Genomic DNA, 23,254 nt, shown 5'->3' with positions numbered 1-23,254 from the left:
TATAATGCGCCGCCATGAGCGACCAACCCCTGCATCCCCATGGCGTCGCGGACCTTATCGCCCTGTTCGATGGTCTGTTCGCCGATACCTGCCGGACCCGGCTGATCCGTGGCGGCGACGAGCCCCTCTACCTGCCCGCCGATGCCGAGTGCGCCTGGCATCGGGTGATCTTCGCCCGGGGCTTCTTTGCCAGCGCCCTCCACGAGGTCAGCCACTGGTGTATCGCCGGCGAGCGTCGCCGTCGCCTGGAGGACTACGGTTACTGGTACCTGCCCGACGGCCGCGACGCTCGCCAGCAGGCGGCCTTCGAAACCGTGGAGGTGGCGCCCCAGGCGCTCGAGCTGCTGTTTACCCGGGCCTGCCGTCGTCGCTTTCACGTCAGCGTCGACAACCTCGGTGACGTGGTGGTGGACCGCGAGGCCTTCCGGGAGCGGGTCGAGGCACGCGCGGCCCGCTACGAGGCGCAGGGACTGCCGCGGCGCGCGGCGAGCTTTCGGGCGGCGCTGGACGCCCGTTACGGACAGGGCGCCGATGTGGCGGCGGCCGTTACCGCCGGTCGTGAGGTGCTCGGCGGCGTGCCGGCATGAGGCGAATGCGAGGCAAGTCGATGGTCTAACACCATGACCGAACGGTATTTCCCGGCCATGGCCCCAGCTTGGCAAGATAGCGCGCTTTGTCACGTCGAGGGAGCGAAAGCCGCATGGTTCGATACTACCTGGGAAAGATGCGGGGCGCGCCGGCCGTCAGGCCGCGTCCGCCATGGCGCGATGCGCTGTGGTCCTGGCTGGGCGCCTTCCTGGGCATGGCGGGGGTGGGGGCGATCAGCGAGCAGTCGTTCTCGGTGCAGCCGCTGCTGATGATCGGCTCGTTCGGTGCCACCTCGGTCCTGCTCTATGCCGCCCCCGAGAGCCCGCTGGCCCAGCCGCGCAACGTGCTGGGCGGCAATGTCCTCTCCGCGTTGATCGGCGTTGCCTGCTGGCAGTGGCTGGGCGACACCTGGCTGGCCGGCGCGGTGGCGGTGTCCACCGCGATCCTGGTGATGCAGCTCACCCATACCCTGCATCCGCCCGGCGGGGCCACGGCGCTGATCGCGGTGATCGGCTCCGACGCGCTGCATGCCCTGACCTGGCAGTACGCCTTCGTGCCCGTCGGTGCGGGCTGTCTGCTGATGCTGGGCGTCGCCGTGCTGGTCAACAATCTGGCACGGCACCGCCGCTATCCGCATCATTGGTGGTAGCCCCGCCGCCGCTCACTAGGCTTTGCCTGAAAACTGGCTGCGCTCGGTCATGCGGCGTTGAAAATCAGCTCAAAAATGCTCATTTACACCCCGTAAACTCCGCTTTTTCGCTGATTTTCGCCTTGCCTGATCTTCGCTCGCCGACTTTTCGGACAAACCCTAGACGCTGTCGATCAGACGCTGATGCAGGTAGAGCATGACCTGCACCTCATGGTCGGCGCGCAGCGGCTCGAGGCCGAGTTCACCGAACAGGTCATTGCGCGCCCGCTCCCATTCGCCCGGTTGCAGGTCGGGGTAGAGACTCGCCACCGGCGCCAGCTCCACGAAGGGATCGACGCCGAAGGTGTCGAAAATCCGTGACAGTGCCGCCTCGTCGTCGCTGATGCCCGTGGTGTAGAGCGTGGTGCTGAAGTGATCACCCTCGAGTTCCTTGAGCACATCGAGCGGGCTGACGCCGAAGGTGCGCAGCTCGTCCAGGCTGTAGTCGCCGAGCGCGGCCAGCTCCTCGCCGAGCCAGTCGTCGTCGGGCTGAATCAGGGTGTGCTTGATCTGGCCGTCGGGCAGTGCCCAGGCGATGGCCAGCGGCAGGGCGTCTTCCTCGCCGGTCTCGACGGCGATGAAGCCGGGAAAGTCGCTCATCGGGCGGTCTCCTCGAGCTGAAAGAAACGGCGGGCGGTGGCGGTGGTCTTGCGGGCGACCGTCAGCGCCGCGTCGCCGCGCCAGTGGGCGATCTCCGCGACGATCCACGGCAGCAGCGCCGGTTCATGGCGGCGCGCCCGCGGCTTGGCGGGCAGGTTGCGCGGCAGCAGATAGGGGCAGTCGGTCTCGACCATCAGCCGGTTCAGCGGGATGTCGGCGAGCAGCTCGCGCAGGTGATGGCCGCGCCGCTCGTCGCACAGCCAGCCGGTCAGCCCCACGTGCAGGTCGAGATCCAGATAGCCATGCAGCACGTCACGCTCGCCGGTGAAGCAGTGCACCACCGCATCGCGGATATCGTCGCGCCAGGCCGTGAGCATCTCGAGCATGCGCCGGCCGGCGTCGCGTTCGTGAAGAAACAGCGGCAGCCCGTTCTCGGCGGCCAGCGTGAGCTGCGCCTCGAAGGCCCGCTCCTGCTCGGCGGGTGTCGAGAAGTTACGGTTGAAGTCGAGGCCGCATTCGCCGACGGCGACCACTGCCGGATGGCGATGGAGTTCGGCAAAGGCCGCGGCCAGTTCGGCGTTCCACTGGCTGGCTTCATGCGGGTGAATGCCGGCGGTGGCATACAGCCCGGAGTGGCGTTCCGCGAGTTCGATCGCCTGGCGGGCGTGACGCAGGTCGGTGCCGGTGACGATCAGCGTCTCGACACCGGCCGCCCGGGCGCGCTCGATCACTGCCTCGCCGTCGCGATCGAAGCTGTCGTGGGTGAGGTTGGCGCCGATGTCCACCAGCGGGGCCGGTGCCCGGAAGCGCAGCGCTTCCGGCAGGGGAGAATCGTCGCGGATATCGGGCGAATCAGACATGCGCCGCTCCTTGAATCATGGTGGCGCGCATTGTAACGCGATGACCGGTCCCGCCACAGCGCTGACCGGGTGCGTTACACTGGGCGTTTCTGACATCCCCCGAAGTGAGGTAGTGCGTGACACTGCTACGTCTGGAACAGTTGCATCTGGCCTACGGGCCGCATGTGCTGCTCGACGGTGCCGACCTGGTCCTGGAAAAGGGCGAGCGTCTGGCGCTGGTCGGCCGCAACGGCACCGGCAAGTCGACCCTGCTCAAGCTGATCAGTGGCGAGATTCTTCCCGATGACGGCCAGGTCTGGCGAGCTCCCGGGCTGCGCGTCGGCGTGCTGGCCCAGGACCTGCCCGCGGCCAGCGGCGAGACGATCTTCGATGTGGTGGCCCAGGGGTTGCCCCGGGCCGGGGCGCTGCTGGCCGAGTACCATCACCTGGTGCAGTCGGCCGACCCGGACATGGCACGGCTGGCGCAGCTGCAGACCGAGCTCGAGTCGATCGACGGCTGGTCGTTTCATCAGCGCATCGACACCGTGCTGACGCGCCTGGGCCTGCCCGAGGATGCGCCCATGTCCGAGCTGTCGGGCGGCTGGCGGCGGCGTGTGGCGCTGGCCCGGGCGCTGGTCGCCGAGCCCGATCTGCTGCTGCTCGACGAGCCCACCAACCATCTCGATCTGGATACCATCACCTGGCTCGAGGAACAGCTGGCCGCCTTCCCCGGCGCCGTGCTGTTCATCACCCACGACCGGGCCTTCCTGTCGCGCCTGGCCACCAACATTCTGGAGCTCGATCGCGGGCGGCTGGGGCGCTATCCGGGCGACTACGCGCGCTATCAGGCGCAGAAGACCCACGAGCTGGAGGTCGAGGCGCGCGAGAACGCCGAGTTCGACAAGAAGCTGGCCCAGGAGGAAGCCTGGATTCGTCAGGGCATCAAGGCCCGCCGGACCCGCAACGAGGGGCGTGTGCGTGCGCTCGAGCAGATGCGCCGGGACCGGGCCGAGCGGCGCGAGCGCCAGGGGCGGGCGACGATCCGCGTCGATACCGGCGAGCGCAGCGGCAAGCGGGTCGTCGAGCTGACCGGCGTCAGCCAGCGCTACGGTGACGACTGGATCATCCGTGATCTGAATCTGGAGATTCAGCGCGGCGACCGGGTCGGGCTGATCGGGCGCAACGGGGCGGGCAAGACCACGCTGCTCAAGATTCTGCTCGGTGAGCTCGAGCCCACCGAAGGTCGGGTGCGCCTGGGCACCAATCTGCAGGTGGCCTACTTCGATCAGCTGCGTGCCGGCCTGGAACTCGAGAAGAGCGTCTACGACAACGTCGCCCAGGGGCGTGATCGGGTGACGATCGGCGGCAAGGATCGCCACGTCATCAGCTACCTGCAGGATTTCCTGTTCACCCCCGAGCGCGCCCGCCAGCCGGTCAAGGCGCTGTCGGGCGGCGAGTCCAACCGGCTGCTGCTGGCCAAGCTGTTCACCCAGCCGGCCAACGTGCTGGTGCTCGACGAGCCGACCAACGATCTTGATGTCGAGACGCTGGAACTGCTCGAGGAACTGCTGCTGGACTTCCCGGGCACGCTGCTGCTGGTCTCCCACGACCGGGAATTCATGGACAACGTGGTGACCGACGTGCTGGCCTTTGAGGGCGACGGCAGGGTCAAGGCCTATGTCGGCGGCTACAGTGACTGGATCCGCCAGGGCGGCAAGTTGCCGCCGGCACCCTGGGTCTTCGATACCGCCCGGCGTACGGCCGAGCCCGCCAGTGCGGCGGTACCTTCCACCGAAGCCGCTGCACCCGAGACGCCCGCTCGCCCCGCAAGGCGCCCGGCCAAGCTGTCCTACAAGCTGCAACGGGAGCTGGATGCGCTGCCGGCCACCATCGAGGCGTTGGAAGCGGACATTGCCGACTTCGAAGCCAAGGTGGGGGACCCGGGGTTCTATCAGCAGGAGGCGACCGCGGTGACCGCGACGCTGGAGGCGATGACCGCCAAGCAGGCGGAGCTCGATGCGGCGATGGAACGCTGGATGGAACTCGAGGCGATGGCCGACGGCGAATCCTGAGGCGGCGGCCCCGGCGGCTGTCGCCGGGGCCCGAGGATCACTCTTCGGTATCCTCGCCTTCCTTGCCGACGCGCACGGCCAGCACATCGCACTCGGCGCCGTGCAGAACGCCGGTGGAAGTGGAGCCCAGCAGCAGCGCGAAGCCGTGACGGCCGTGGGAGCCGACCACGATCAGATCTACCTCGTTCTCCTTGGAGAAGCGATGGATTTCGGTGTCCGGCATGCCCACCACCACATGCTGATCCTCGCGGGGTACATCGTGAGGATCGGCAATCTCGGCCAGGCGGCTCTTGGCGTGTTCATCGAGCTGATCCTGGATGCTGGTCAGGTCCATGGGGATGTCGCCGCCGTAGGCGAAGCCCAGCGGCTCGAGCGTGTGAATCACCGACAGCTTGGCGTTGTTGCGGCGCGCGATGGGAATGGCGCGCTCGAGAACCCTGTGGGAATCCTTGGTGAGATCCACCGCCACCAGGACGTGATGGTATTCATTGCTCATGGGAAAGCCCCCCTAGTCGACAAGTCGTGGATTCACTGTACGGCGTCATTTTTCGCTTCACAACGACCCATATCAACGTTTTAGGAGATTTCGATGACCTTCTGGCTGGTCCTGGGGCTGACGCTGCTGGCGATGCTGTCGCCGGTGGTGTGGCTGCGCCCCTCGCCACGCGACCGGCGGCTCGTCGGGTTGCGCGAGGCGGCGCGCGCGGCGGGGGTATCGGTGCATTTCGGCAAGCCGCCGCTGCATGCGCCGGAGGGCGGTCTGGTCGCCTATCGCTGGCGCTACCCGCAGACGCGACCCGGGCCGCGCTTCGTCGCCGTGCGCGACTCTCATGCCAGCGAGGCGCTCAAGCCGTGCGGCGAGGGCTGGCGCTGGCGGATCGAGCCGTTGCGGCCATTCTCGGCGCAGCAGGGGCGGGCGTTCGACGAGACATTGGCGCAACTGCCGGGGGACGCCCTGGTGCTGGAGTCGACCCGGGACTTTCTGTGGCTGTGGTGGCGGGAGTCACAGGGGGCGCAGACGTTCGACACACTGGCGTCGCCCGTGGCGACGCTGCGCGATGCGCTGGCCGGCGACGAGGCGCGTCGGGGGCCGCCCGACGCGCCGCGCTAGGACGGCGGTCGCCTGAAACGGCCGTCGCGGGTCTCAGCAGTCGTCGCTGCTCGGCTTGCGTGTCTGCAGGCGCAGGCCGTTCTTCTCGATGCGGGTCAGCAGGTCATCCAGCAGCGCCAGTTCGTCCTCGCTGATGCCGGCGAGCATCTCGGTGCGCGCCTGGCTGACGATGGCATCGATCTGCTCCAGCAACGGCGTCGCCTGGGGCGTGAGGAAGACTCGCTTGGTACGACGATCATTGGGGCAGGGGCGGCGTTCGATCAGGCCCTGGTCGGATAGCTGGTCCAGCGTGCGCACCAGCGAGGGCGCCTCGACGCCGATGGTCCGGGCCAGGTCGCACTGCGGCTGGCCGTCACCCATCTGCCAGAGATGGTAGAGCGTCACCCAGCGCGTCTGGGTCAAATCCAGCGGCGCCAGCCGTTCGTCGAGAATGGCGCGCCAGAGGCGCGGCAGGCGTGTGAGCTTGAATCCGATAGTTTCAGGCATTGGAGTTGTCGTTTCGCAGGCTAATTTCATGCTTGATTTTCCGGGTACTGCCGGGTAATGCAACCCCCCCGGAGCGATTCAGTGTCAGTCCGCGCCGGGAATCAGCTGGCGCAGGTCGAGCCCCGGCACGCCTGCCGGGGAGCGGATACGGCCGTCGGCCCGGTCGGCCCGGCGTGCCTCCTCGGCGACCGAGAAGCGAATGACCCCCAGGCGCTGCCCGGTGGCGGTCATCACGTCGATCCGCCAGTGGCCGGCGGACGCCTCGGGAAAGTGCTGCTTGTGGGTCCAGGCGCGATACCCCCCGTCACGGCCGCCGTGAATGATCAGCGGGATGCGGTCGATGACCTCTCCCTCATGACGCCAGACATGGTAGACCTTCTCGCGGAGCCCGCGCGGGGCGCGAATGGCGGTGTAGGCGTAAAGCCCGCGTTGCTGCAGGTTGGCTTCGGTCAGCGCCATGGACTCCACGGGGCGGCGCTGCCCGGCATCGAAGCCGGGAGACAGGGCGCTGCCGGTGATCCACAGGGTCGCCGGCGGGATCCAGGCACGTCCGGCCCAGGCGCCGGCGCCCAGCAGCATGGCCAGCCCCAGCATCGCCAGCCAGCGCAGCAGGCCGCGCGGCTGCAGCAGGTGCACCAGACTCGGCAGGCTGAACACCATGGTGGCCAGCACGGCGAGCAGCAGCGTTTCCCCGGTGGTCAGATGCAGCATGATGGGCAGCGTCACCAGGATCACCAGAAAGACACACAGGGCGTGAAAGGCGAAATACAGCCAGCGGTGGCGCTCAGCGAGACGAAAGTAGAGCGGGTCGAGGATCGACAGCACCCCGCAGCCGACCATAGCGAGGGTGAACAGGGCCTGACCGCTGCGCCACACCGTGGTGGCCAGCAGGAAGGGCAGGGTGAAGAACAGCGTCTCCTGATGAATCATCTGCGCGATGAAGGTGGTCACGCCGCGGGGCAGGGTCGGGTAGCCTCGGCGTGCCAGCAGCCGGCCAATGAGGCTTTCCGACAGCAGCAGCACCCAGGCCAGCAGCAGTCCCAGCGCCAGGAAGGCCCCCAGGGACTGCTGCCGATCGACCAGAAAGAAACTCAGCGCGCCGATCAGAAAGGCGATGGGCGGCCAGAGCCAGGCATAGGGACGCAGATGACGCACCGCCTGTTCGGTGAACTGATGCAGGCGCAGTAGACGTGAGGGCGCGGCTGGGTTCATGGCGGGGTCGGCGTGTTCGGGTCATCATGCATGAGGCGCGCATCCTAGCAGGTGTGGCCAGGCGTCGGGAGTCGCCCGATGGCGACGCTCGCGCCGTCATCACGGCCGAGGCTTGACGGGGTGGTGGCGGGTACTCCAAGCTAGGACGTATTCAAACGCTTGTATGAATGCATTTCCTTCCAACCGCGGAGATCGGTCCATGCTTTATCAAGGCAGTGCGTTATCGGTGACGACGGATGGCGACGGCATCGCCACCCTGACGTTCGATCGGGAGGGCGAGTCGGTCAACACCCTTTCCAGCCGGGTGATCGGCGAGCTGCAGGACGCCGTTGGTGCCATCGAGGCGGCGCCGAACCTGACCGGGTTGATCCTGGCCAGCGCCAAGTCGGCCTTCATCGTCGGCGCCGACATCACCGAGTTTCACGCCCTGTTCGCCAAGGGCGAGGACTATCTGGTCGAGATGAACCAGACCGTGCATGCGCTGTTCAACCGGCTGGAAGACCTGCCGTTTCCGACCGTCTCGGCGATCAACGGCCTGGCGCTCGGCGGTGGCTTCGAGGTCACCCTGACCACCGATTTCCGGGTCATGGCGGAGAAGGCCGAGGTCGGCCTGCCCGAGACCCGGCTGGGTATCCTGCCGGGCTGGGGCGGCTGCGTGCGGCTGCCGCGTCTGGTGGGCGCCGACAATGCCATCGAGTGGATCGCCGGCGGCACCCAGAACAAGGCTGCCGAGGCGCTGCGCATCGGCGCGGTGGATGCCGTGCTGCCTGCCGAGGAGTTGCTGGAAGCCGCCCGCGATATCCTGCAGCGTGCCAATCGCGGCGAACTCGACCACCAGGCACGGCGGGCGATGAAGACCGGCCCGCTCGGGCTCAACGGCGTCGAGCAGATGATGGCCTTCGAGACGGCCAAGGGCTATGTGGCCGGCAAGGCCGGACGGCACTATCCGGCGCCGGTCGAGGCCGTCAAGGTGGTCCAGAAGGGGGCCGGCGAGTCCCGGGAGCGCGCCCAGGCCATCGAGGCCAAGGCCTTCGCCAAGCTGGCACTGACCGATGTCTGCTACAACCTTGTAGGGCTGTTCCTCAACGATCAGCAGGTCAAGAAGAAGGCCGGCGCCTATGAGAAGCAGGCACCCGAACTGAACCACACCGCGGTGCTGGGCGCGGGGATCATGGGGGGCGGCATCGCCTACCAGAGCGCGTCGAAGGGCGTGCCGATCCTGATGAAGGACATCCGCGAGGAGGCGATTCAGCTGGGGCTCAAGGAAGCCCGCAAGCTGTTCGTCAAGCAGGTCGAGCGCGGCAAGCTGAACACGGCGACCATGGCGGAACGCCTCACCGGCATCCGGCCGACGCTCTCCTACGGCGATTTCGGCACGGTGGACCTGGTGGTCGAGGCGGTGGTCGAGAACCCCGACGTGAAGACGGCCGTGCTCGCCGAGGTCGAGGCGGCGGTCGGCGAGGACACGATCCTGGCCAGCAACACCTCCACCATTTCCATCTCGCGCCTGGCGAAGGCCCTGAAGCGGCCCGAGAAATTCTGCGGCATGCACTTCTTCAACCCGGTGCACCGCATGCCGCTGGTCGAGGTGATCCGCGGCGAACATACCGGTGACGAAGCGGTCGCCGCCACGGTGGCCTATGCCCGGCGCATGGGCAAGACGCCGATCGTGGTCAACGATTGCCCGGGCTTTCTGGTCAACCGGGTGCTGTTCCCCTACTTCGGGGGCTTTGAGCGTCTTCTGCAGCAGGGCGCCGACTATGAGCGCGTCGACAAGGTGATGGAAGGCTTCGGCTGGCCGATGGGCCCGGCCTATCTGCTCGACGTGGTGGGGCTCGATACCGCGCGGCACGCCGCTGACGTGCTTGCCGACGGCTTCCCCGACCGCATGGCCCAGCAGGACGAGTCCGTCGTCGCGCGGCTGGTCGACGACGGTCGCCTCGGCCAGAAGAATTCGCGGGGTTTCTATCGCTACGAGGAAGATCGCAAGGGCAAGCCGCGCAAGGTCCGCGACGACGAGGCGCGCTCCTTGGTCGCCGAGAGCGCGCAGGCCACCCGCGAGCTGGATGACGAGGCCGTCATCGCGCACCTGATGGTGCCGCTGTGCCTGGAGACGGTGCGCTGTCTGGAGGACGGCATCGTCGGCACGCCGGCCGAGGCCGATACGGCGCTGATCTACGGCATCGGTTTCCCGCCGTTCCGTGGCGGGGCGCTGCGCTACATCGACGCCATGGGCCTGGAGGCCTTCGTGGCGCTGGCCGATCGTCTCGCCGAGGAGCACGGTCCGCTGTATCGCCCCACCGAGCGGCTGCGCGAGATGGCCGCCAACGGCGAGCGTTTCTATCCGGCCACCGGCGAATCCGCCGCACGCTGAACCACCACTTTCAGGAGAGTTGTCATCATGTCCTTGAACCCTCGCGATATCGTGGTGGTCGATGCCGTTCGCACCGCCATGGCCAAGGCCAAGCACGGCGCCTTTCGCCACGTCCGGGCGGAGACGCTGTCCGCCGAGGTGATGCAGGCCCTGTTCGACCGCAACGACCGGCTCGATCCGGCCGCCGTGGACGACGTGATCTGGGGCTGCGTCAACCAGACCCTGGAACAGGGCTACAACATCGCCCGCAACGCGGCGATTCTTACCGACATGCCGCGCACGGTGCCGGGTCAGACCATCAACCGCCTCTGCGGCTCCTCGATGAGCGCCCTGCATATCGCCGCCGCCAACATTCGGGCGGGCATGGGCGATTTCTACGTCATCGGCGGCGTCGAGCACATGGAGCACGTGTCGATGATGCACGGGGTCGACATCAACCCCGGTGCCAGCCGGCATGTCGCCAAGGCAGCGATGATGATGGGCCTGACCGCCGAGCTGCTGGGCAAGATGCACGGCATCACCCGGGAGGAGCAGGATCGCTTCGGGGTACGCTCCCATCAGCGGGCGCTGCTCGCCAACGAGAAGGGCTACTTCGACAACGAGATCATCGGCGTCGAGGGCCACGATGCCCAGGGGCGACGCTGCCGGGTACAGCACGACGAGGTGGTGCGCGCCGACGCCAACTTGGACGACATGGCCAAGCTCAAGCCGGCGTTCGACCCGCGCAACGGCACGGTGACCGCCGGTACGTCCTCGGCGCTGTCGGTGGGCGCCTCGGCGCTGGCAGTGATGAGCTACGAGCGGGCACGGGCGCTGGGCGTCGAGCCGCTGGCGCGCGTGCGTTCCACCGGCGTGGCGGGCTGCGATGCCTCGATCATGGGCTACGGTCCCGTGCCGGCCACCCACAAGGCGCTTCAGGCGGCGGGCCTGACGATCGATGACATCCAGACCGTCGAGCTCAACGAGGCGTTCGCGGCCCAGTCGCTGCCGGTGCTCAAGGATCTCAAGCTGATCGACCGTCTCGATGACGCCGTCAACCTGCATGGCGGGGCCATCGCGCTCGGCCATCCGCTGGGCTGCTCCGGGGCGCGTATCTGCACCACGCTGCTCAACGTGATGCGCCAGCAGGACACCACGCTGGGCCTGGCGACCATGTGCATCGGCATGGGGCAGGGCGTGGCCACGGTGTTCGAACGCATCGGCTGAGCCCCGATACCCCATGAGGTGAAATGACGACGGCGTCGGGTCAGGCGCCGTCGCTTTTTGGGTGAGATGGTGTCAGTCGTACTGTGCGTTGTAGGTGGCGTAGCAGGGCGCTGACGCCGGCAGGTCCTCGCAGTCGCGATCCTCGGCGTCCAGAGCATCCAGCACCGCCTGGCGCAGCACCGGCACGTGGGAGTGTTCCAGATCCCGTGCCGCGCTCAGCAGTGTCAGGCGACCCTGGCGGGCCAGGCGCATCAGCGGCAGCAGGCAGTCCGGGTCGCGCTCGATTTCGTCGCGATAGCGGTCGGCGAAGGTGTCGTCGTCGATCTCGTCGCGATGCTTCTGGCGGCGCAGTGCCGAAGAGGGCGACGCCTCCCGGTACCACTGGGTCAGTGCCAGGGCGTCGCGGCGCTTGCCGCGGGGCCACAGGCGATCGACCAGCACCCGAGCACCGTCGTCGTCGTCGGCCTCGGCATAGATACGCTTGCAGCGGATGTCGTGACGCATGGGGATTCTCCTGTCGGTATTCTGGAGCCTAGCGCTCTCGATTCGTCTCATCCAGCGATCCGGGGCGGTGCCATCGGGTATACTCGCCGGGTTCCGCAAAGGTCGGCAGCAACTCGGGCAGATAGGCACCGGCCTGCTCTTCGGAAATTCCCAGCCGGATCGTCTCGCCTTGCTGGTCGGCCCCCATAGCGCGCTTGGCTTCATCCTGCAGCTTGAGGATCTGCCGCGCATAGGGCAGCAATCGCCCGCCGGCCGGGGTCAGCAGCACGCTGCGGCTGGTCCGTTCGAACAGGCTCTCGCCCATCCGGTCCTCCAGGCGCTTGATCTGCAGACTCACCGCCGACTGGGTGCGGCAGAGGATCTTTCCTGCCGCGCTGAACCCCTCGCATTCCGCCACAGTCACGAAGGCTCGCAGCAAGTCGGTATCCATGGTCTATAAGGCTCCAAAATCAATCTTATCTTAATCATTCATTTTTATTATGGAGTCGGCGGCTCTAGCCTGTCCAGGCGTTATCGAAAGCCAGAGGAGCTTACCGCATGCACGCCAACGCCGCCGAACCCGGGGACACCACGTCGGCCCTGCAGGGCATCGTCGATCTTCAGCGTTACCCCATCACCCAGCTGTCGGGCGAAACCGGCCAGGCGCTGATCGATGCCTGCCGTCGGCAGCTTGCCGAGGACGGCTGCGTCGTTCTCGAGCGGTTCGTGCCGGAAGAGGCGCTGGCGCGTCTCGAGCGCGAGACGGAGCGCCTGTCCCCCGAGGCGCACTACAACCAGAACGAGACCAATCCCTACAACTCGTCGGGTGATCCGAGCCTGCCGGATTCGCATCCGCGCAACCGCTTCGACGACCGTACCAACGGCTTCGTCGCCGGCGATCGCATCGATGACTCGACGATCATCCGTCAGATCTACCGTCATCCGGACTTCCAGCGCTTCATCGCCACCGTGGTCGGCGTCGACGAGATTCACCAGTACGCCGACCCGCTCGCCGACCTGGTGGTCAACGTGCTGCGTGAGGGCTGCCAGCATCCTTGGCACTACGACACCAACGAGTTCATCGTCACCATGATGACCCGCCAGTCGGAAGGCGGCGGCCGCTTCGAATACGCGCCCGGCATCCGCAGCCCCGAGGGCGAGAACTTCGAGGGCGTGCAGGACGTGCTGGACGGCGACCGCAGCCGCCTGAAATCGCTCGACCTGAAACCGGGCGACCTGCAGATCTTCTTCGGCCGCTATTCGCTGCACCGGGTGACCCCGGTGGAAGGCGAGCGCGAGCGGCACACGGTGATCTTCGCCTACGCCAAGGAACCGGGCTTCATCGGCCAGCCGGAACGCGCCCAGCGCATCTTCGGGCGCATGGCGCCGGTTCACGAGCGCATGCTCAGTGAAGGCCGTACCCGGCGCAGCGACAGCCTCGCCGACTGAATTTCCGTCACGTCATGGCCCGGCGTCGCGTGACGCCGGGCCCAGCAAGGACTCTTTCATGAATTCCATCGAATCCGATCGTCTGACCGACAGCGAACCGGATCAGATTCCGGTCATTCCCTCCGCGCCGATGGCCAACGGCGACAGCATCCCCACCGCCTTCGACCCCAAGCAGCTGCGGGCCGGCCGTCTCGAGCGCCTGCGCGCCATGATGGCCGAGCAGGGCTATGCCGCCGTGGTGCTGTTCGATCCCTACAACCAGCGCTACGCCACCGGCTCGCGCAACATGTTCGGCTACTTCCTGCGCAACTCCACGCGCTACATCTACGTGCCGCTGGAAGGGCCGGTGATCCTCTTCGAATACCCCGGCAGCGCCCACGTCTCGACCTGGCTCGAGACCATCGACGAGTCGCGCACCTCCAAGGTGGTGTGGTCGGCGGTCAACCAGCGCGACAACCTCTCCGCCGACCCGTTCGGCGTCGAGATCGCCGAGCTGATCGAGGAACACGGCAAGGGCAACAGGAAGGTCGGCCTGGACCGTTGCGCGCTGAACCTGGCCCGCTCGCTGGAGGCGCAGGGGCTCGAGGTGTTCGACTGCATGCAGGACACCCTGCACTGCCGGCGCATCAAGACCCCCGAGGAGGTCGCCTGCCTGGCCCAGTCGATGGCCGGCAGCGAGGCCGCCGTGGCCGAGGTGGAAGCGGCGATCAAGCCGGGTATCACCGAGAACCAGCTGTTCGCGATCCTCTACGGCAACGTGATCGAGCAGGGCGGCGAGTTCATCGAGACGCGCCTGCTGTCGTCCGGGCCGCGCACCAACCCCTGGTTCAACGAGGCCAGCAGCCGGGTGATCCGTGCCGGGGAGCTGGTGGCGCTGGATACCGATACCATCGGCTGCCACGGCTACTATTCCGACTTCTCGCGCACCTTCCACGTCGGCCCCGGCCGGCCCACCGGCTACCAGCAGAGCCTCTACCGGATGGCCTACGAGCAGGTCCACCACAACATGGCGATCCTCAAGCCGGGCATGAGCTACCGCGAGATCGCCGAGCGCGCCTGGAAGATTCCCGAGCGCTTCCTCGACCGCCGCTACCCGTCGATCATCCACGGCGTGGGCATGCACGGCGAGACACCGCTGGTCGCCCACCACATGGACTTCGACCGCTTCTCCAAGGACGGCATCCTCGAGCCGGGCATGGTCGTCTCGGTGGAGAGCTACATCGGCGAAGTCGGCGCCGCCGACGGGGTCAAGCTCGAGGAGGAAGTGCTGGTCACCGAGACCGGCATCGAGAAGCTTTCGCGCTATCCGTTCGATGAGGCCCTGCTTGGAAGAGAGCTTTAAGAGATTCTTTCCAAACGCTCGGAATGAACGATGGGCGCCGGGGGCAAGGCGAAGCGAGGGTCCTTTGCCATGGCCGGAAAGTGTTCCTTTCCATTCCGGCATTCCCGCCATCCATGGCGGTCAGATGGCAAAGGTAGCGCCCATGGAAGGGTTTACAGCGCCCTCGCGAAGGCTTGCCCCCGGGAAAGCCCATCCCGTTCTCCGGTTATGAAAGGTGTTCCAGGCCCCTACCCCTGACTGACGACCATATTCGCGAGAAAAGAGACGCTATGACAGACGTATACCACTGGATCGCCGGCGAGCGCCTGGCGGGCGAGCGCACCATCGACGTGATCAACCCGGCCACCGCCGAGCCGGTACGCCGCCTGGCGATGGCCGACACCGCCACCGTGCAGCGCGCCATCGACGCCGCCCGCGAGGCCCAGCCCGCCTGGCGTGACCTGCCGCCGGCCAAGCGCGCCCAGGTGATGTATCGCTTCAAGACCCTGCTCGAGCGCGACGCCGACGAGATCTGCGCGCTGATCAGCGAGGAGCACGGCAAGGTGCTCGAGGACGCCATGGGCGAACTCAAGCGCGGCATCGAGAACGTCGAGTACGCCTGCGGCGTGCCGGAGCTGCTCAAGGGCGAGTATTCCCACAACGCCGGGCCGGCCATCGACACCTGGTCCAACCACCAGCCGCTGGGTGTCGTCGCCGGCATCACGCCGTTCAATTTCCCGGCCATGGTGCCGCTGTGGATGTACCCGATGGCGCTGGCCTGCGGCAACGCCTTCATCCTCAAGCCCTCCGAACAGGTGCCCTCGGCTGCCGTGAAGATGGCCGAGCTGCTCGACGAGGCCGGGCTGCCCCGCGGGCTGTTCAGCGTGGTCCACGGCAACCGCGAGGCCGTCGAGGCGCTGATCGAGGCGCCCGAGGTGCGGGCGCTGTCGTTCGTCGGCTCCACCCCGGTGGCGCGCAGGATCTACGAGGGCGGCACTCGGCAGGGCAAACGCGTGCAGGCCCTCGGCGGCGCCAAGAACCACGCCGTGGTCCTGCCCGACGCCGATCTGGACAACGCCGCCAACACGCTGATCGGTGCGGCGTTCGGCAGTGCCGGCGAGCGCTGCATGGCGATCTCCGTGGCGGTGTGCGTGGGTGACGCCACCGCCGACGCCCTGATCGAGCGCCTGGCGCCTCAGGCTCGCCAACTGAAGATCGGCGCGGGCACCGAGAAGGGCCTCGACATGGGCGCGCTGATCAACGCCGGCCAGCGCGACAAGGTCGCCGGCTACATCGAGCAGGGCGCCGCCGCTGGTGCCGAGCTGGTGGTCGACGGCCGCGAGCATCCGCTGGTGGAAGGCTCGCCGGGCTACTTCCTCGGCGCCACGCTGTTCGATCGCGTCACGACGGACATGAGCATCTACCGCGACGAGATCTTCGGCCCGGTACTGTGCGTGGTGCGTGTCGAGACCTTCGAGGACGCCATCGCCCTGATCAACGCCCACCAGTACGGCAATGGCACCTGCGTGTTCACCCGCGACGGCGAGGCCGGACGCCGCTTCGCCGATGCCATCGAGGTCGGCATGGTCGGCATCAACGTGCCGCTGCCGGTACCGGTCGCCTTCCATAGCTTCGGCGGCTGGAAGGACTCGCTGTTCGGCGACCTGCACGCCTACGGCCCCGACGCCGTGCGCTTCTACACCCGCCGCAAGGCCATCTCCCAACGCTGGCCCAGGCGCAGCGCCCAGGAAAGCGCCCAGTTCAACTTCCCCTCGTAAGCCCCACCACCGGCTGAGCCCACGCCCGCGCCGCCAGACGGCGCGGGCGTTCTTGTGTGTACGTCTTTCGTGTAACGCCATGTCACTCGGCGCTGATTCGCGATAGGTTAAGTCTGTTTAGAGATTGCCGATACAACCTGATGACACAGACGGTGGAGTGCTCAGTGCTTCGCCTGGCGGTAGCGTGGGGAAGCGGTAGTGGGGCAGGGGATCGTGTTGGTTCAAGGTGACTGAGCCGACAAAAGCAGCAGGCACGCGAATTCTGCATAACGCGCCGAACTTTTCTTAGTGTTTCTTAAAATCAAAAACTTATGAGCAAGAAGGTTGGCTAGATAAGATTGTTGAACGCGCCTGCTCATTCAATTGGTAAAGCGAGCGTGCTATCTAATACCTGTTAAAGTCTCAGGGGCGTTGAGTATGTACTTGGCGAACATTTTGGGTCTTCTTGTCGTTGGCTTCAGCGGTAATGCATACGCGCGGGGCGGAGTTGGCGGTGATCCAAGCGTACTATTCGGGGTGGTGATTCTGTTCGGTATTGGCGGCCTAGGAATGTGGCTCCATAAAACCTACCCAAATCTATTTCCAACTCTTGGTGGGTTGGTCATCTTGCTCATGGTTAGTCAGTTCCTTGCTGTCATTCTAATTGCGCTGGGAATTGTCGCGCAGAGCCATATCGTACACGCAATGGTAACCATTGCATTGGCGTTCGTTTTTGGGCCAGCAGTGTGGTCTAAAATTCAGGGCAAACCGTGAACTACTTTAACAAGGCGATTAAATTCGTTCTGGCCCGATGGGCCTCCACCGGGCGCCCTTGTCAGGGCGCCGTTTATTGCTGGCGTTAGATTTGATATGGAACGATTGCTGAATTATCTAGATGGACCATACAAGCAAGTTTTGGTCGACTTCACCAGCTCTCAGTGGATGGTGGAAGCAGATATCCCGACAGAGCCAGGGTGGTATTCGTTGTCTACCGATGCGCCACTGGAAGTGCTCGTCAAGTGTTCGCTCTGGCAAGAAACCTATAATCGCTTAAAAGACGGTGTCGAAGTTCCTGTGAAGAATTACGACATATCGAAAAGAGCAGCAAGGTACGAAGCGCAGAGGCCCGTCTACTGGAATCTACAGCATGTTTATTCTGGTTTAGCTTCATCGCTCAGGGCTCGTGCCCGCGAGCATACGTTTGCTGATCCTGGGACAGCAGGACTGGCTTTGGCTAGATATCCGCAACTCCACCAATTCACGTGGAAATTCCATTATTTGGAACTGCGGAATCTTTCAATAGTCGATGAAGTTTCAGGTTCGTTCATCCTCAAGCTAGGCGAGCAGGTATGGCGGACGAAATTCGGCTGGCCAATCTTGTGTTCAGCCTAAAATCTAATAAGGCCATTAAGGTTGCTCCGGGCCGATGGCCCTCCGCCGGAGGCCCTTGTCAGGGCGCCTCTTATGGCTGGCGTTATACATAGAAGGGTCGGTGCCTCCGCATATAGTGCTGATCCTCGCCAACTGTCCGCTCGACGGGTTGAATCCACCACTCCTGCCACCATCTTCCAGAGACAAGCCGACGCAATGTCGTCACTCGGTTAACCGTTTCACCACATTCCATGGGAGGCTCCTATGCCCTTTGCACCGTCCAGCATGCACGTCGAAAGCCCCGCCTTTGCGCCGAACGGGGCGATGCCCAGGCGCCATTCGGCGGAGGGCGAGGATCTGTCCCCGGCCCTGAGCTGGAAGGACGCGCCGGCGGGTACCCAGGGCTTTGCGGTGATCTGCCACGACCCGGATGCGCCGCTGGTCAAGGATGGCAGCTATGGCTATGTGCACTGGCTGCTCTACAACCTGCCGGCGGACGTCACCTCACTGGAGGAGGGCACGACGCTGGGTACCGCGGGTGTCAACGATGGCGGCGCCATCGGCTACGGCGGCCCCATGCCGCCGGAAGGCCACGGGATGCACCAGTACTATTTCTGGGTGCTGGCGCTGGATACCCTCACTGAGCTGCCCGAGGGGCTGACGCAGCCGGAGCTGCTCGCCAAGCTGGAGCCGCATATTCTCGGCATGAGTCGGTTGGTCGGTACGTACCGTCGCGACTAGTCTTTACCTGAAAACTGTCTGCGCTCGGCCATACGGCGTTAAAAATCAGCTCAAAGTGCTCATTTACACTCGTAAACTCCGCTTTTTCGCTGATTTTTGCCTTGTCTGGCCTTCGCTCGCCGACTTTTCAGGCAAAGCCTGACCCCTGTGCGGTTTGCATGCCGCTGAGACATGAACACGGCGCCTTCCCTCGGAAGGCGCCGTGTTTCGTTTTGTGGCCCCGAATGGCGCCTCGCCGGTACTGTAATGACCCCCCGGGTTCCCTGCCCGCTGGCGGCGTCGAGCGGGCGTTTGCCACCCCTCTTGCGGTGCAAAAGGCTGACTATACTGGCAAAGGACGGGGGGGCGTCGACTACGCTGAATATGAGGCTCCAGCGATGGAGCGTTCAATGGCAATCGAGGAGGTGTGGCATGCTCACTCATGTGTGGGGACTGCTGTCCCATCCCAGCCGCGAGTGGCGGCAGATTCACGACGAACGCGAGACCATCACCCATCTCTACGGGCACCATGTGCTGATCATGGCGCTGGTTCCCGTGATCTGCGCGTTCATAGGCACCACCCAGGTGGGCTGGGACTTCGGCGGTGGCCACACCATCCAGCTCAACTACCTGGATGCCTTTTCCGCGGGGATTGCCTTCTATCTGGCGATACTCATCGCCGTGGGCTTTATGGGGGCGGTCATCCACTGGCTGGCGCGGCGCTATCCCAATCGGCCGAGCCGCCGGCGCTGCATTATCTTCGCCGGCTATGTCGCCACGCCGATGTTCCTTGGCGGCGTGGTGGCTCTCTATCCGCTGGTCTGGCTGTGCGCGCTCGCCGTGATCGTCGGGCTCTGCTACAGCGCCTACCTGCTCTACGTCGGCATCCCCACCTTCCTCGACATCAGCAACGAGGAAGGCTTCATCGTCACCGGCTCCACGCTGGGCATCGGGGTGCTGGTGCTGGAGGCGCTGCTGGGGGTCACCGTGCTGCTGTGGGGCTACGGCGCCCAGCTGCTGGGTATCCAGCTCTGACCCACCCCCTGGGCGCGTCCTGATCGAAAGTCAGGGCGCGCCCAGCAGGGCCAGCAGGTCCGAGGCGGGGCGTGATTCCAGCGTAGCGACCGTCTCGTGAAGAGTTCGCGCCCGCCGCTCGCCGAGCACCGGATCGGCGAGTGCATGAAACTTGGCGGTGAGTTCCGCCTCGTCGAGTGGGTTGGTGGGGTTGCCCCGGGCCTCGCACGGCTCGCTCTCGAGAACCCGCCCGTCGCTCAGATGCAGACGCGCGCTGGCCCAGCGTTCGGCCGGGAAGCGGGCGTTGAAGGTGTCGCATTCCTCGATATGTACCCGCGACGCCAGGTCGTGGACGCGCGGCGACTCGAGCGCCGCGGTGATGCCGTGTACATCCACGGTGCCGAAGCAAGCGGCGCAGGCCACCGACCAGGGCAGGCTGTACTGGGCCTGTTCGGTGTTGGCCGGATGGGGCGTATGCAGCCGCCGCGCCTCGTGAAAGGTGCGAATCTCGAGGCGCTCGATGGCGGAAGGCTCGACGGTGCCCAGGCCGAGCACGGCCTCTACGGCCGGTTGCGCCCAGCGACACACCGGGTAGGCCTTGACGTACTGCTCGAACAGGTACCAGCGCCGGCCGAGGTCATTCCAGAATGACGCGACATCGTCTTCCTGAAGGGTCACCGCCGGCGCCCCGGTGAAGCCGTCCCCGGCGAGCAGGGCGGCGGTGATGCCGGTCATCGCCCCCCAGCCGGAGCCATCCTTGAGCATGGTGGGGTGATCGATGCAGCGCATCATCTGGCTGCGCGGGCCGTAGAACTCGGCGATGCCCAGCGCCTCGCCGAGCGTGGCGCGATCCTGCCCCAGCAGGCGCGAGGCCACCGCGGCGACCCCCAGGGCGTTCCAGGCGCCGGAGGTGTGGTAGTCACCCGCCGTGGCGTGCAGGGCGATGCCGGCGCGGGTGGCCACCTCGTAGCCCAGGGCCAGCCAGCCCAGCAGTGCCCTGCCACTGAGCGATTCCACCTCGGGCAGGGCCAGCAGGCCTGGCAGCAGGGCGACCCCGGCATGGCCCTTGGTGAGCACCTGGCCGTCGTGGGCATCCAGCGCGTCGATCAGCCAGCCGCCGTGGAGCGCCACCCCCGTCGGCGAGGCCCGCCCCCCGGCGAACAGCAGCGGTCGCTCGCCGCCGTGCTGCGTGGTGACGAAGCGTTCGGCGAGGGTGGCCAGCGGCGTGCGCGTGGCGCCGGCGGCGACGCCGAGCAGGTCCAGCAGGCAGCGCCGGGCCTGGGCGTAATGCGTGTCGGGCAGGGTTTCCGGGTCGAAGGCGTGAATCCAGTCGAGCGGCGTGGCGGTGGTCATGGTGGGCAGTATCCCGAATCGCGGGTCAGCGGTAGCCGTCCATCAGTTGACGGACCAGCGGCGTGTCGGCATCGCGCAGCGTGGGCAGTTCGAAGCGCGCGCGGGCGATGGCGGTGCGTGAAATCTCGGCGACGATCAGCTGCTCGCCCGCGTCGGCGGCGGCCAGCAGGTCGCCGCGGGGCCCCAGGATGCGCGAGCCGCCCCAGAAATGGCTGTCGCCTTCCGCACCGTAGCGGTTGGCCATGATCACCGGCGTGCCGTAGGTCATGGCGTAGAAGCGCACGTTGAGCACCCAGTTGTCCTCGTTGGAGAAGGACTCGCTGACGATGCCCGAGGCGGAGTTGATCGGCGCGCAGAGCACCGTGGGGCGGGCCAGCAGGGCGGCGTGGACCAGTGCCGGGTTCCACAGGTCGGCGCAGATCAGTGGCGTGGCGGTCCAGCCGGGGCGAATCGTGGTGTGGGTCAGCGATTCGCCGTGGGCGAACCACTTGCCTTCTTCCAGCCCGCCGTAGGTGGGCAGGTTCAGCTTGCGATGCACCGCGGTGACGCGGCCGTGCTGGAGGATCGCCAGGGCGTTGTAGTATTCGCCGGGGCTGGCCTCCTCGACGAAGCCGACGATGACCTGCATCTCGCTGGCGGCCTCGGCGAGGCGGGCGAGTCGCGGGTCCTCCCGGGGGAACGCCACCTCGAGCACTCGCGGGCCCAGGCCGTAGCCGGTCAGCGAGAGCTCGGGAAAGACCAGCAGCTCCAGCCCCTGGCGGTGCGCCTGGGCGATGAGCTCGTGATGGTGGGCCAGGTTGGCGTCGACGTCGCCGAGTTCGGTGTTGATCTGCGCCGCGCCGACCTTGAGCGTGTCCTGATAGTGCATGCGATCTCCTGTGTCCGAAAAGGCGCATGGCCGCCCGGAGGCGGCCATGCGGTTGCTGCCGGACGTGTTTTACAGCAGATCGTGCGTCTCGAGGAAGTCCTGGGCGACGTTCTCGATGCTCTGCTTCTTGACGTCGACGCGGGCGTTCAGCGAGGCCATGGTGTCGTCGTCGAGCAGGGTGGAGAGCCTGGCCATCTGCTCGTCGAGCTTGGGGTTGGCCTCGAGCGTTTCCTTGCGCACCACCGGGGTCAGCGAGTAGGCCGGAAAGAAGTTCTTGTCGTCTTCCAGTACCCGGAAGTTGAAGGCCGGGATGCGGCCGTCGGTGGCGAAGACCAGCGAGACGTCGACCTGGCCGTCACGCAGGGCCGGATAGGTCAGGCCGGAGTCCATGCGCTTGACGTTGGGGCGTCCGAACCGGAAGCCGTAGGCCTTCTGCAGCGGGCGCAGGCCGTCCTCGCGAGCGTAGAACTCAGCGTTGGAGGCGAAGGTCAGCTTCTCGCCATCGTTGATGGCCTTGGCCAGGTCGGAGATGGTGGCGATGCCGCGCTTCTCGGCATCCTTCTCGCGCATGGCCAGGGCGTAGGTGTTGTTGGCGTTCGACGGCTCGAGCCACACCAGCCCCTTCTTGGCGTCGAGCTCCTTGACCTTCTGGTAGGTCTCCTCGGCGGAGAGGCCCTTGGCGGACTTGTCGTTGTAGTTGATCAGCGAGGTACCGGTGTACTCCCAGTAGAGGTCGATCTGGCCGTTTTCCTGGGCCTGGCGGAGTACCGCGGAGCCCATGCCGGCGCGCTTGTCGACGTCGTAGCCCAGCCCCTCGAGGTACTGGGTGGTCATGCTGGTGAGAATCTGCTGCTCGGTGAAGTTCTTGCCGCCGACGACGATTTCCTCGGCCTGGGCGGTGGCAGCGATGCCGGCGCTCAGGGCCAGGCCGGCGAGGGTGGCGGTCAGTGTGCGCATCATGGGCTTGTTTCTCCTTGCACTTGTTGTGTGACTTGCAGTGTTCGAGCCGTTCAGGCTCGTGACGGGTTGACGCCGCGCGGCACGACGAGGAAGGCGACGACGGCGACCAGCGCGTCCACGATCACCGCGAGCAGCGCGGTGGGGATGGCCCCGGCCAGCATCATCACCGTGTCGTAGAGGTCGATGCCGGTGAAGATCAGTTCCCCCAGCCCGCCGGCGCCGATCAAAAAGGCCAGCGGCACGGTACCCACGTTGATGGCCAGCGCGGTGCGGATGCCGGCGAAGATCACGTACAGGGCGTTGGGCAGCTCGACCCGGAACAGCCGCTGCGCCGGCGACATGCCGAGCCCGGCCGCGGCTTCCATCAGCGCCGGCGACACGCCCTTCAGGCCGACATAGGTGTTGCGGGTGATCGGCAGCAGGGTCGCCACGGTCAGCCCGAAGATGGCCGGCGTCGTGCCGATGCCCAGGAAGCTCATCGACAGCGCCAGCACCGCCAGGGTGGGGATGGTGGTGCCGACGTTGAGGACCTGCATCAGCGACTCGGCGAAGCGCGCCATGCTCGGCCGCGAGAGCACGATGCCCAGCGGCACGGCGATGACGATGGCCAGGCTGCCCGACACCGCGGTCAGGAACAGGTGCTGGACCGCCAGATAGCGCACGTCGGGCAGATAGTAGATGAAATCCTCGATGACGCCACTGCGCTGGGCCCAGACCCCGGCCGCGAAGAGCAGGATGGCGAGTAGCCAGCGCCCGGCGCTTTTCAGCGAGCGAATCGGCAT

Annotated in this window: 24 protein-coding genes; 13 read left to right on the top strand and 11 right to left on the bottom strand. The window is 66.2% G+C overall.

Annotation, left to right across the window (positions count from 1 at the left end):
• Positions 1-14: 14 nt before the first annotated feature.
• Both ACTCB7_RS02775 and ACTCB7_RS02770 read left to right on the top strand, forming a co-directional pair.
• Positions 15-587: an elongation factor P hydroxylase gene (locus tag ACTCB7_RS02775; protein ID WP_463005477.1), complete on the top strand. Its 573-nt coding sequence runs from the start codon at positions 15-17 to the stop codon at positions 585-587.
• A gap of 113 nt (positions 588-700) precedes the next feature.
• Positions 701-1,237: an HPP family protein gene (locus ACTCB7_RS02770; protein ID WP_224421264.1), complete on the top strand. Its 537-nt coding sequence runs from the start codon at positions 701-703 to the stop codon at positions 1,235-1,237.
• Positions 1,238-1,396: 159 nt separating this feature from the next.
• Here ACTCB7_RS02770 and ACTCB7_RS02765 read toward each other — a convergent pair whose 3' ends face one another.
• Together ACTCB7_RS02765 and ACTCB7_RS02760 are read right to left on the bottom strand one after the other, a co-directional pair.
• Complete coding sequence (locus ACTCB7_RS02765; RefSeq protein ID WP_463005476.1) at positions 1,397-1,876, bottom strand: hypothetical protein; 480 nt, start codon at positions 1,874-1,876, stop codon at positions 1,397-1,399.
• The gene (locus ACTCB7_RS02760) at positions 1,873-2,736 is read right to left on the bottom strand and encodes a TatD family hydrolase (protein ID WP_463005475.1); all 864 of its coding nucleotides are present in this window, start codon (positions 2,734-2,736) and stop codon (positions 1,873-1,875) included. Before ACTCB7_RS02760 ends, ACTCB7_RS02765 begins: the two co-directional genes overlap by 4 nt.
• A 116-nt stretch (positions 2,737-2,852) precedes the next feature.
• Here ACTCB7_RS02760 and abc-f point away from each other — a divergent pair, with 116 nt between their 5' ends.
• Positions 2,853-4,787, top strand: a complete 1,935-nt coding sequence (gene abc-f, locus ACTCB7_RS02755; protein WP_463005474.1) for a ribosomal protection-like ABC-F family protein — start codon at positions 2,853-2,855, stop codon at positions 4,785-4,787.
• Positions 4,788-4,824: 37 nt separating this feature from the next.
• Here abc-f and ACTCB7_RS02750 read toward each other — a convergent pair whose 3' ends face one another.
• Positions 4,825-5,283, bottom strand: a complete 459-nt coding sequence (locus ACTCB7_RS02750) for a universal stress protein (protein ID WP_463005473.1) — start codon at positions 5,281-5,283, stop codon at positions 4,825-4,827.
• A 93-nt stretch (positions 5,284-5,376) separates the two neighbouring features.
• On the opposite strand from ACTCB7_RS02750, the gene ACTCB7_RS02745 reads away from it, so the two are divergent.
• Entirely contained in the window at positions 5,377-5,898 is a 522-nt protein-coding gene (locus ACTCB7_RS02745) for a preprotein translocase subunit YajC (RefSeq protein WP_463005472.1), read from the top strand.
• A 33-nt stretch (positions 5,899-5,931) separates the two neighbouring features.
• On the opposite strand, the gene slyA is transcribed toward ACTCB7_RS02745, so the two are convergent.
• Both slyA and ACTCB7_RS02735 read right to left on the bottom strand, forming a co-directional pair.
• Positions 5,932-6,384 carry a transcriptional regulator SlyA gene (slyA, locus tag ACTCB7_RS02740; RefSeq protein WP_463005471.1) on the bottom strand — a complete coding sequence of 151 codons (453 nt, stop codon included), beginning with the start codon at positions 6,382-6,384 and terminating at the stop codon, positions 5,932-5,934.
• Between the two features lie 84 nt (positions 6,385-6,468).
• Complete coding sequence (locus ACTCB7_RS02735; protein WP_463005470.1) at positions 6,469-7,596, bottom strand: DUF5924 family protein; 1,128 nt, start codon at positions 7,594-7,596, stop codon at positions 6,469-6,471.
• 199 nt (positions 7,597-7,795) lie between these two features.
• On the opposite strand from ACTCB7_RS02735, the gene fadB reads away from it, so the two are divergent.
• Positions 7,796-9,970: a fatty acid oxidation complex subunit alpha FadB gene (gene fadB / locus ACTCB7_RS02730; RefSeq protein WP_463005469.1), complete on the top strand. Its 2,175-nt coding sequence runs from the start codon at positions 7,796-7,798 to the stop codon at positions 9,968-9,970.
• Positions 9,971-9,997: 27 nt separating this feature from the next.
• Complete coding sequence (gene fadA / locus ACTCB7_RS02725; RefSeq protein ID WP_463005468.1) at positions 9,998-11,176, top strand: acetyl-CoA C-acyltransferase FadA; 1,179 nt, start codon at positions 9,998-10,000, stop codon at positions 11,174-11,176.
• Between the two features lie 72 nt (positions 11,177-11,248).
• Here the strand turns inward: fadA and ACTCB7_RS02720 are convergent, their stop codons facing one another.
• Together ACTCB7_RS02720 and ACTCB7_RS02715 are read right to left on the bottom strand one after the other, a co-directional pair.
• Complete coding sequence (locus ACTCB7_RS02720) at positions 11,249-11,680, bottom strand: DUF488 domain-containing protein (RefSeq protein WP_463005467.1); 432 nt, start codon at positions 11,678-11,680, stop codon at positions 11,249-11,251.
• Positions 11,681-11,708: 28 nt separating this feature from the next.
• Positions 11,709-12,110 carry a LysR family transcriptional regulator gene (locus ACTCB7_RS02715; RefSeq protein ID WP_463005466.1) on the bottom strand — a complete coding sequence of 134 codons (402 nt, stop codon included), beginning with the start codon at positions 12,108-12,110 and terminating at the stop codon, positions 11,709-11,711.
• 107 nt (positions 12,111-12,217) lie between these two features.
• On the opposite strand from ACTCB7_RS02715, the gene ACTCB7_RS02710 reads away from it, so the two are divergent.
• The 7 genes from ACTCB7_RS02710 to ACTCB7_RS02680 all read left to right on the top strand — a co-directional run bounded on the left by ACTCB7_RS02710 (position 12,218) and on the right by ACTCB7_RS02680 (position 19,312).
• The gene (locus ACTCB7_RS02710) at positions 12,218-13,108 is read left to right on the top strand and encodes a HalD/BesD family halogenase (protein ID WP_463005465.1); all 891 of its coding nucleotides are present in this window, start codon (positions 12,218-12,220) and stop codon (positions 13,106-13,108) included.
• A gap of 58 nt (positions 13,109-13,166) precedes the next feature.
• Positions 13,167-14,450 carry a M24 family metallopeptidase gene (locus tag ACTCB7_RS02705; RefSeq protein ID WP_463005464.1) on the top strand — a complete coding sequence of 428 codons (1,284 nt, stop codon included), beginning with the start codon at positions 13,167-13,169 and terminating at the stop codon, positions 14,448-14,450.
• Between the two features lie 269 nt (positions 14,451-14,719).
• Complete coding sequence (locus ACTCB7_RS02700; RefSeq protein WP_463005463.1) at positions 14,720-16,207, top strand: CoA-acylating methylmalonate-semialdehyde dehydrogenase; 1,488 nt, start codon at positions 14,720-14,722, stop codon at positions 16,205-16,207.
• A gap of 417 nt (positions 16,208-16,624) precedes the next feature.
• The gene (locus tag ACTCB7_RS02695; RefSeq protein ID WP_163648894.1) at positions 16,625-16,960 is read left to right on the top strand and encodes a hypothetical protein; all 336 of its coding nucleotides are present in this window, start codon (positions 16,625-16,627) and stop codon (positions 16,958-16,960) included.
• Between the two features lie 96 nt (positions 16,961-17,056).
• Entirely contained in the window at positions 17,057-17,578 is a 522-nt protein-coding gene (locus tag ACTCB7_RS02690; protein WP_463005462.1) for a hypothetical protein, read from the top strand.
• A gap of 243 nt (positions 17,579-17,821) precedes the next feature.
• Entirely contained in the window at positions 17,822-18,298 is a 477-nt protein-coding gene (locus ACTCB7_RS02685; protein ID WP_163650482.1) for a YbhB/YbcL family Raf kinase inhibitor-like protein, read from the top strand.
• Positions 18,299-18,709: 411 nt separating this feature from the next.
• Positions 18,710-19,312, top strand: a complete 603-nt coding sequence (locus ACTCB7_RS02680; RefSeq protein WP_463005461.1) for a Yip1 family protein — start codon at positions 18,710-18,712, stop codon at positions 19,310-19,312.
• A gap of 30 nt (positions 19,313-19,342) precedes the next feature.
• Here ACTCB7_RS02680 and ACTCB7_RS02675 read toward each other — a convergent pair whose 3' ends face one another.
• From ACTCB7_RS02675 to ACTCB7_RS02660, 4 genes are all read right to left on the bottom strand, one after another.
• Complete coding sequence (locus tag ACTCB7_RS02675) at positions 19,343-20,644, bottom strand: MmgE/PrpD family protein (protein ID WP_463005460.1); 1,302 nt, start codon at positions 20,642-20,644, stop codon at positions 19,343-19,345.
• A gap of 25 nt (positions 20,645-20,669) precedes the next feature.
• The gene (locus ACTCB7_RS02670; RefSeq protein ID WP_463005459.1) at positions 20,670-21,512 is read right to left on the bottom strand and encodes a nitrilase-related carbon-nitrogen hydrolase; all 843 of its coding nucleotides are present in this window, start codon (positions 21,510-21,512) and stop codon (positions 20,670-20,672) included.
• Between the two features lie 69 nt (positions 21,513-21,581).
• On the bottom strand, positions 21,582-22,469 hold the full coding sequence (locus ACTCB7_RS02665; protein ID WP_463005514.1) for a glycine betaine ABC transporter substrate-binding protein: 888 nt from the start codon (positions 22,467-22,469) through the stop codon (positions 21,582-21,584).
• Positions 22,470-22,522: 53 nt separating this feature from the next.
• Positions 22,523-23,254: an ABC transporter permease gene (locus ACTCB7_RS02660; RefSeq protein ID WP_463005458.1), complete on the bottom strand. Its 732-nt coding sequence runs from the start codon at positions 23,252-23,254 to the stop codon at positions 22,523-22,525.

Source organism: Modicisalibacter sp. (assembly GCF_055145905.1).
The sequence above is the reverse complement of the archived record's forward strand: the minus strand, read 5'-3'. Positions and strand labels throughout refer to the sequence as shown.

Bases quoted from the DNA above. Each gene is read 5' to 3' on its own strand.
- fadA (WP_463005468.1), top strand. From the start codon at position 9,998: ATGTCCTTGAACCCTCGCGATATCGTGGTGGTCGATGCCGTTCGCACC.
- fadB (WP_463005469.1), top strand. From the start codon at position 7,796: ATGCTTTATCAAGGCAGTGCGTTATCGGTGACGACGGATGGCGACGGC.
- ACTCB7_RS02670 (WP_463005459.1), bottom strand. From the start codon at position 21,512: ATGCACTATCAGGACACGCTCAAGGTCGGCGCGGCGCAGATCAACACC.
- ACTCB7_RS02690 (WP_463005462.1), top strand. From the start codon at position 17,057: ATGGAACGATTGCTGAATTATCTAGATGGACCATACAAGCAAGTTTTG.
- slyA (WP_463005471.1), bottom strand. From the start codon at position 6,384: ATGCCTGAAACTATCGGATTCAAGCTCACACGCCTGCCGCGCCTCTGG.
- ACTCB7_RS02680 (WP_463005461.1), top strand. From the start codon at position 18,710: ATGCTCACTCATGTGTGGGGACTGCTGTCCCATCCCAGCCGCGAGTGG.
- ACTCB7_RS02745 (WP_463005472.1), top strand. From the start codon at position 5,377: ATGACCTTCTGGCTGGTCCTGGGGCTGACGCTGCTGGCGATGCTGTCG.
- ACTCB7_RS02675 (WP_463005460.1), bottom strand. From the start codon at position 20,644: ATGACCACCGCCACGCCGCTCGACTGGATTCACGCCTTCGACCCGGAA.
- ACTCB7_RS02750 (WP_463005473.1), bottom strand. From the start codon at position 5,283: ATGAGCAATGAATACCATCACGTCCTGGTGGCGGTGGATCTCACCAAG.
- ACTCB7_RS02720 (WP_463005467.1), bottom strand. From the start codon at position 11,680: ATGCGTCACGACATCCGCTGCAAGCGTATCTATGCCGAGGCCGACGAC.
- ACTCB7_RS02705 (WP_463005464.1), top strand. From the start codon at position 13,167: ATGAATTCCATCGAATCCGATCGTCTGACCGACAGCGAACCGGATCAG.
- ACTCB7_RS02770 (WP_224421264.1), top strand. From the start codon at position 701: ATGGTTCGATACTACCTGGGAAAGATGCGGGGCGCGCCGGCCGTCAGG.
- ACTCB7_RS02700 (WP_463005463.1), top strand. From the start codon at position 14,720: ATGACAGACGTATACCACTGGATCGCCGGCGAGCGCCTGGCGGGCGAG.
- ACTCB7_RS02715 (WP_463005466.1), bottom strand. From the start codon at position 12,110: ATGGATACCGACTTGCTGCGAGCCTTCGTGACTGTGGCGGAATGCGAG.
- ACTCB7_RS02735 (WP_463005470.1), bottom strand. From the start codon at position 7,596: ATGAACCCAGCCGCGCCCTCACGTCTACTGCGCCTGCATCAGTTCACC.
- ACTCB7_RS02665 (WP_463005514.1), bottom strand. From the start codon at position 22,469: ATGCGCACACTGACCGCCACCCTCGCCGGCCTGGCCCTGAGCGCCGGC.
- ACTCB7_RS02765 (WP_463005476.1), bottom strand. From the start codon at position 1,876: ATGAGCGACTTTCCCGGCTTCATCGCCGTCGAGACCGGCGAGGAAGAC.
- ACTCB7_RS02660 (WP_463005458.1), bottom strand. From the start codon at position 23,254: ATGCCGATTCGCTCGCTGAAAAGCGCCGGGCGCTGGCTACTCGCCATC.
- ACTCB7_RS02710 (WP_463005465.1), top strand. From the start codon at position 12,218: ATGCACGCCAACGCCGCCGAACCCGGGGACACCACGTCGGCCCTGCAG.
- ACTCB7_RS02685 (WP_163650482.1), top strand. From the start codon at position 17,822: ATGCCCTTTGCACCGTCCAGCATGCACGTCGAAAGCCCCGCCTTTGCG.
- ACTCB7_RS02760 (WP_463005475.1), bottom strand. From the start codon at position 2,736: ATGTCTGATTCGCCCGATATCCGCGACGATTCTCCCCTGCCGGAAGCG.
- ACTCB7_RS02775 (WP_463005477.1), top strand. From the start codon at position 15: ATGAGCGACCAACCCCTGCATCCCCATGGCGTCGCGGACCTTATCGCC.
- ACTCB7_RS02695 (WP_163648894.1), top strand. From the start codon at position 16,625: ATGTACTTGGCGAACATTTTGGGTCTTCTTGTCGTTGGCTTCAGCGGT.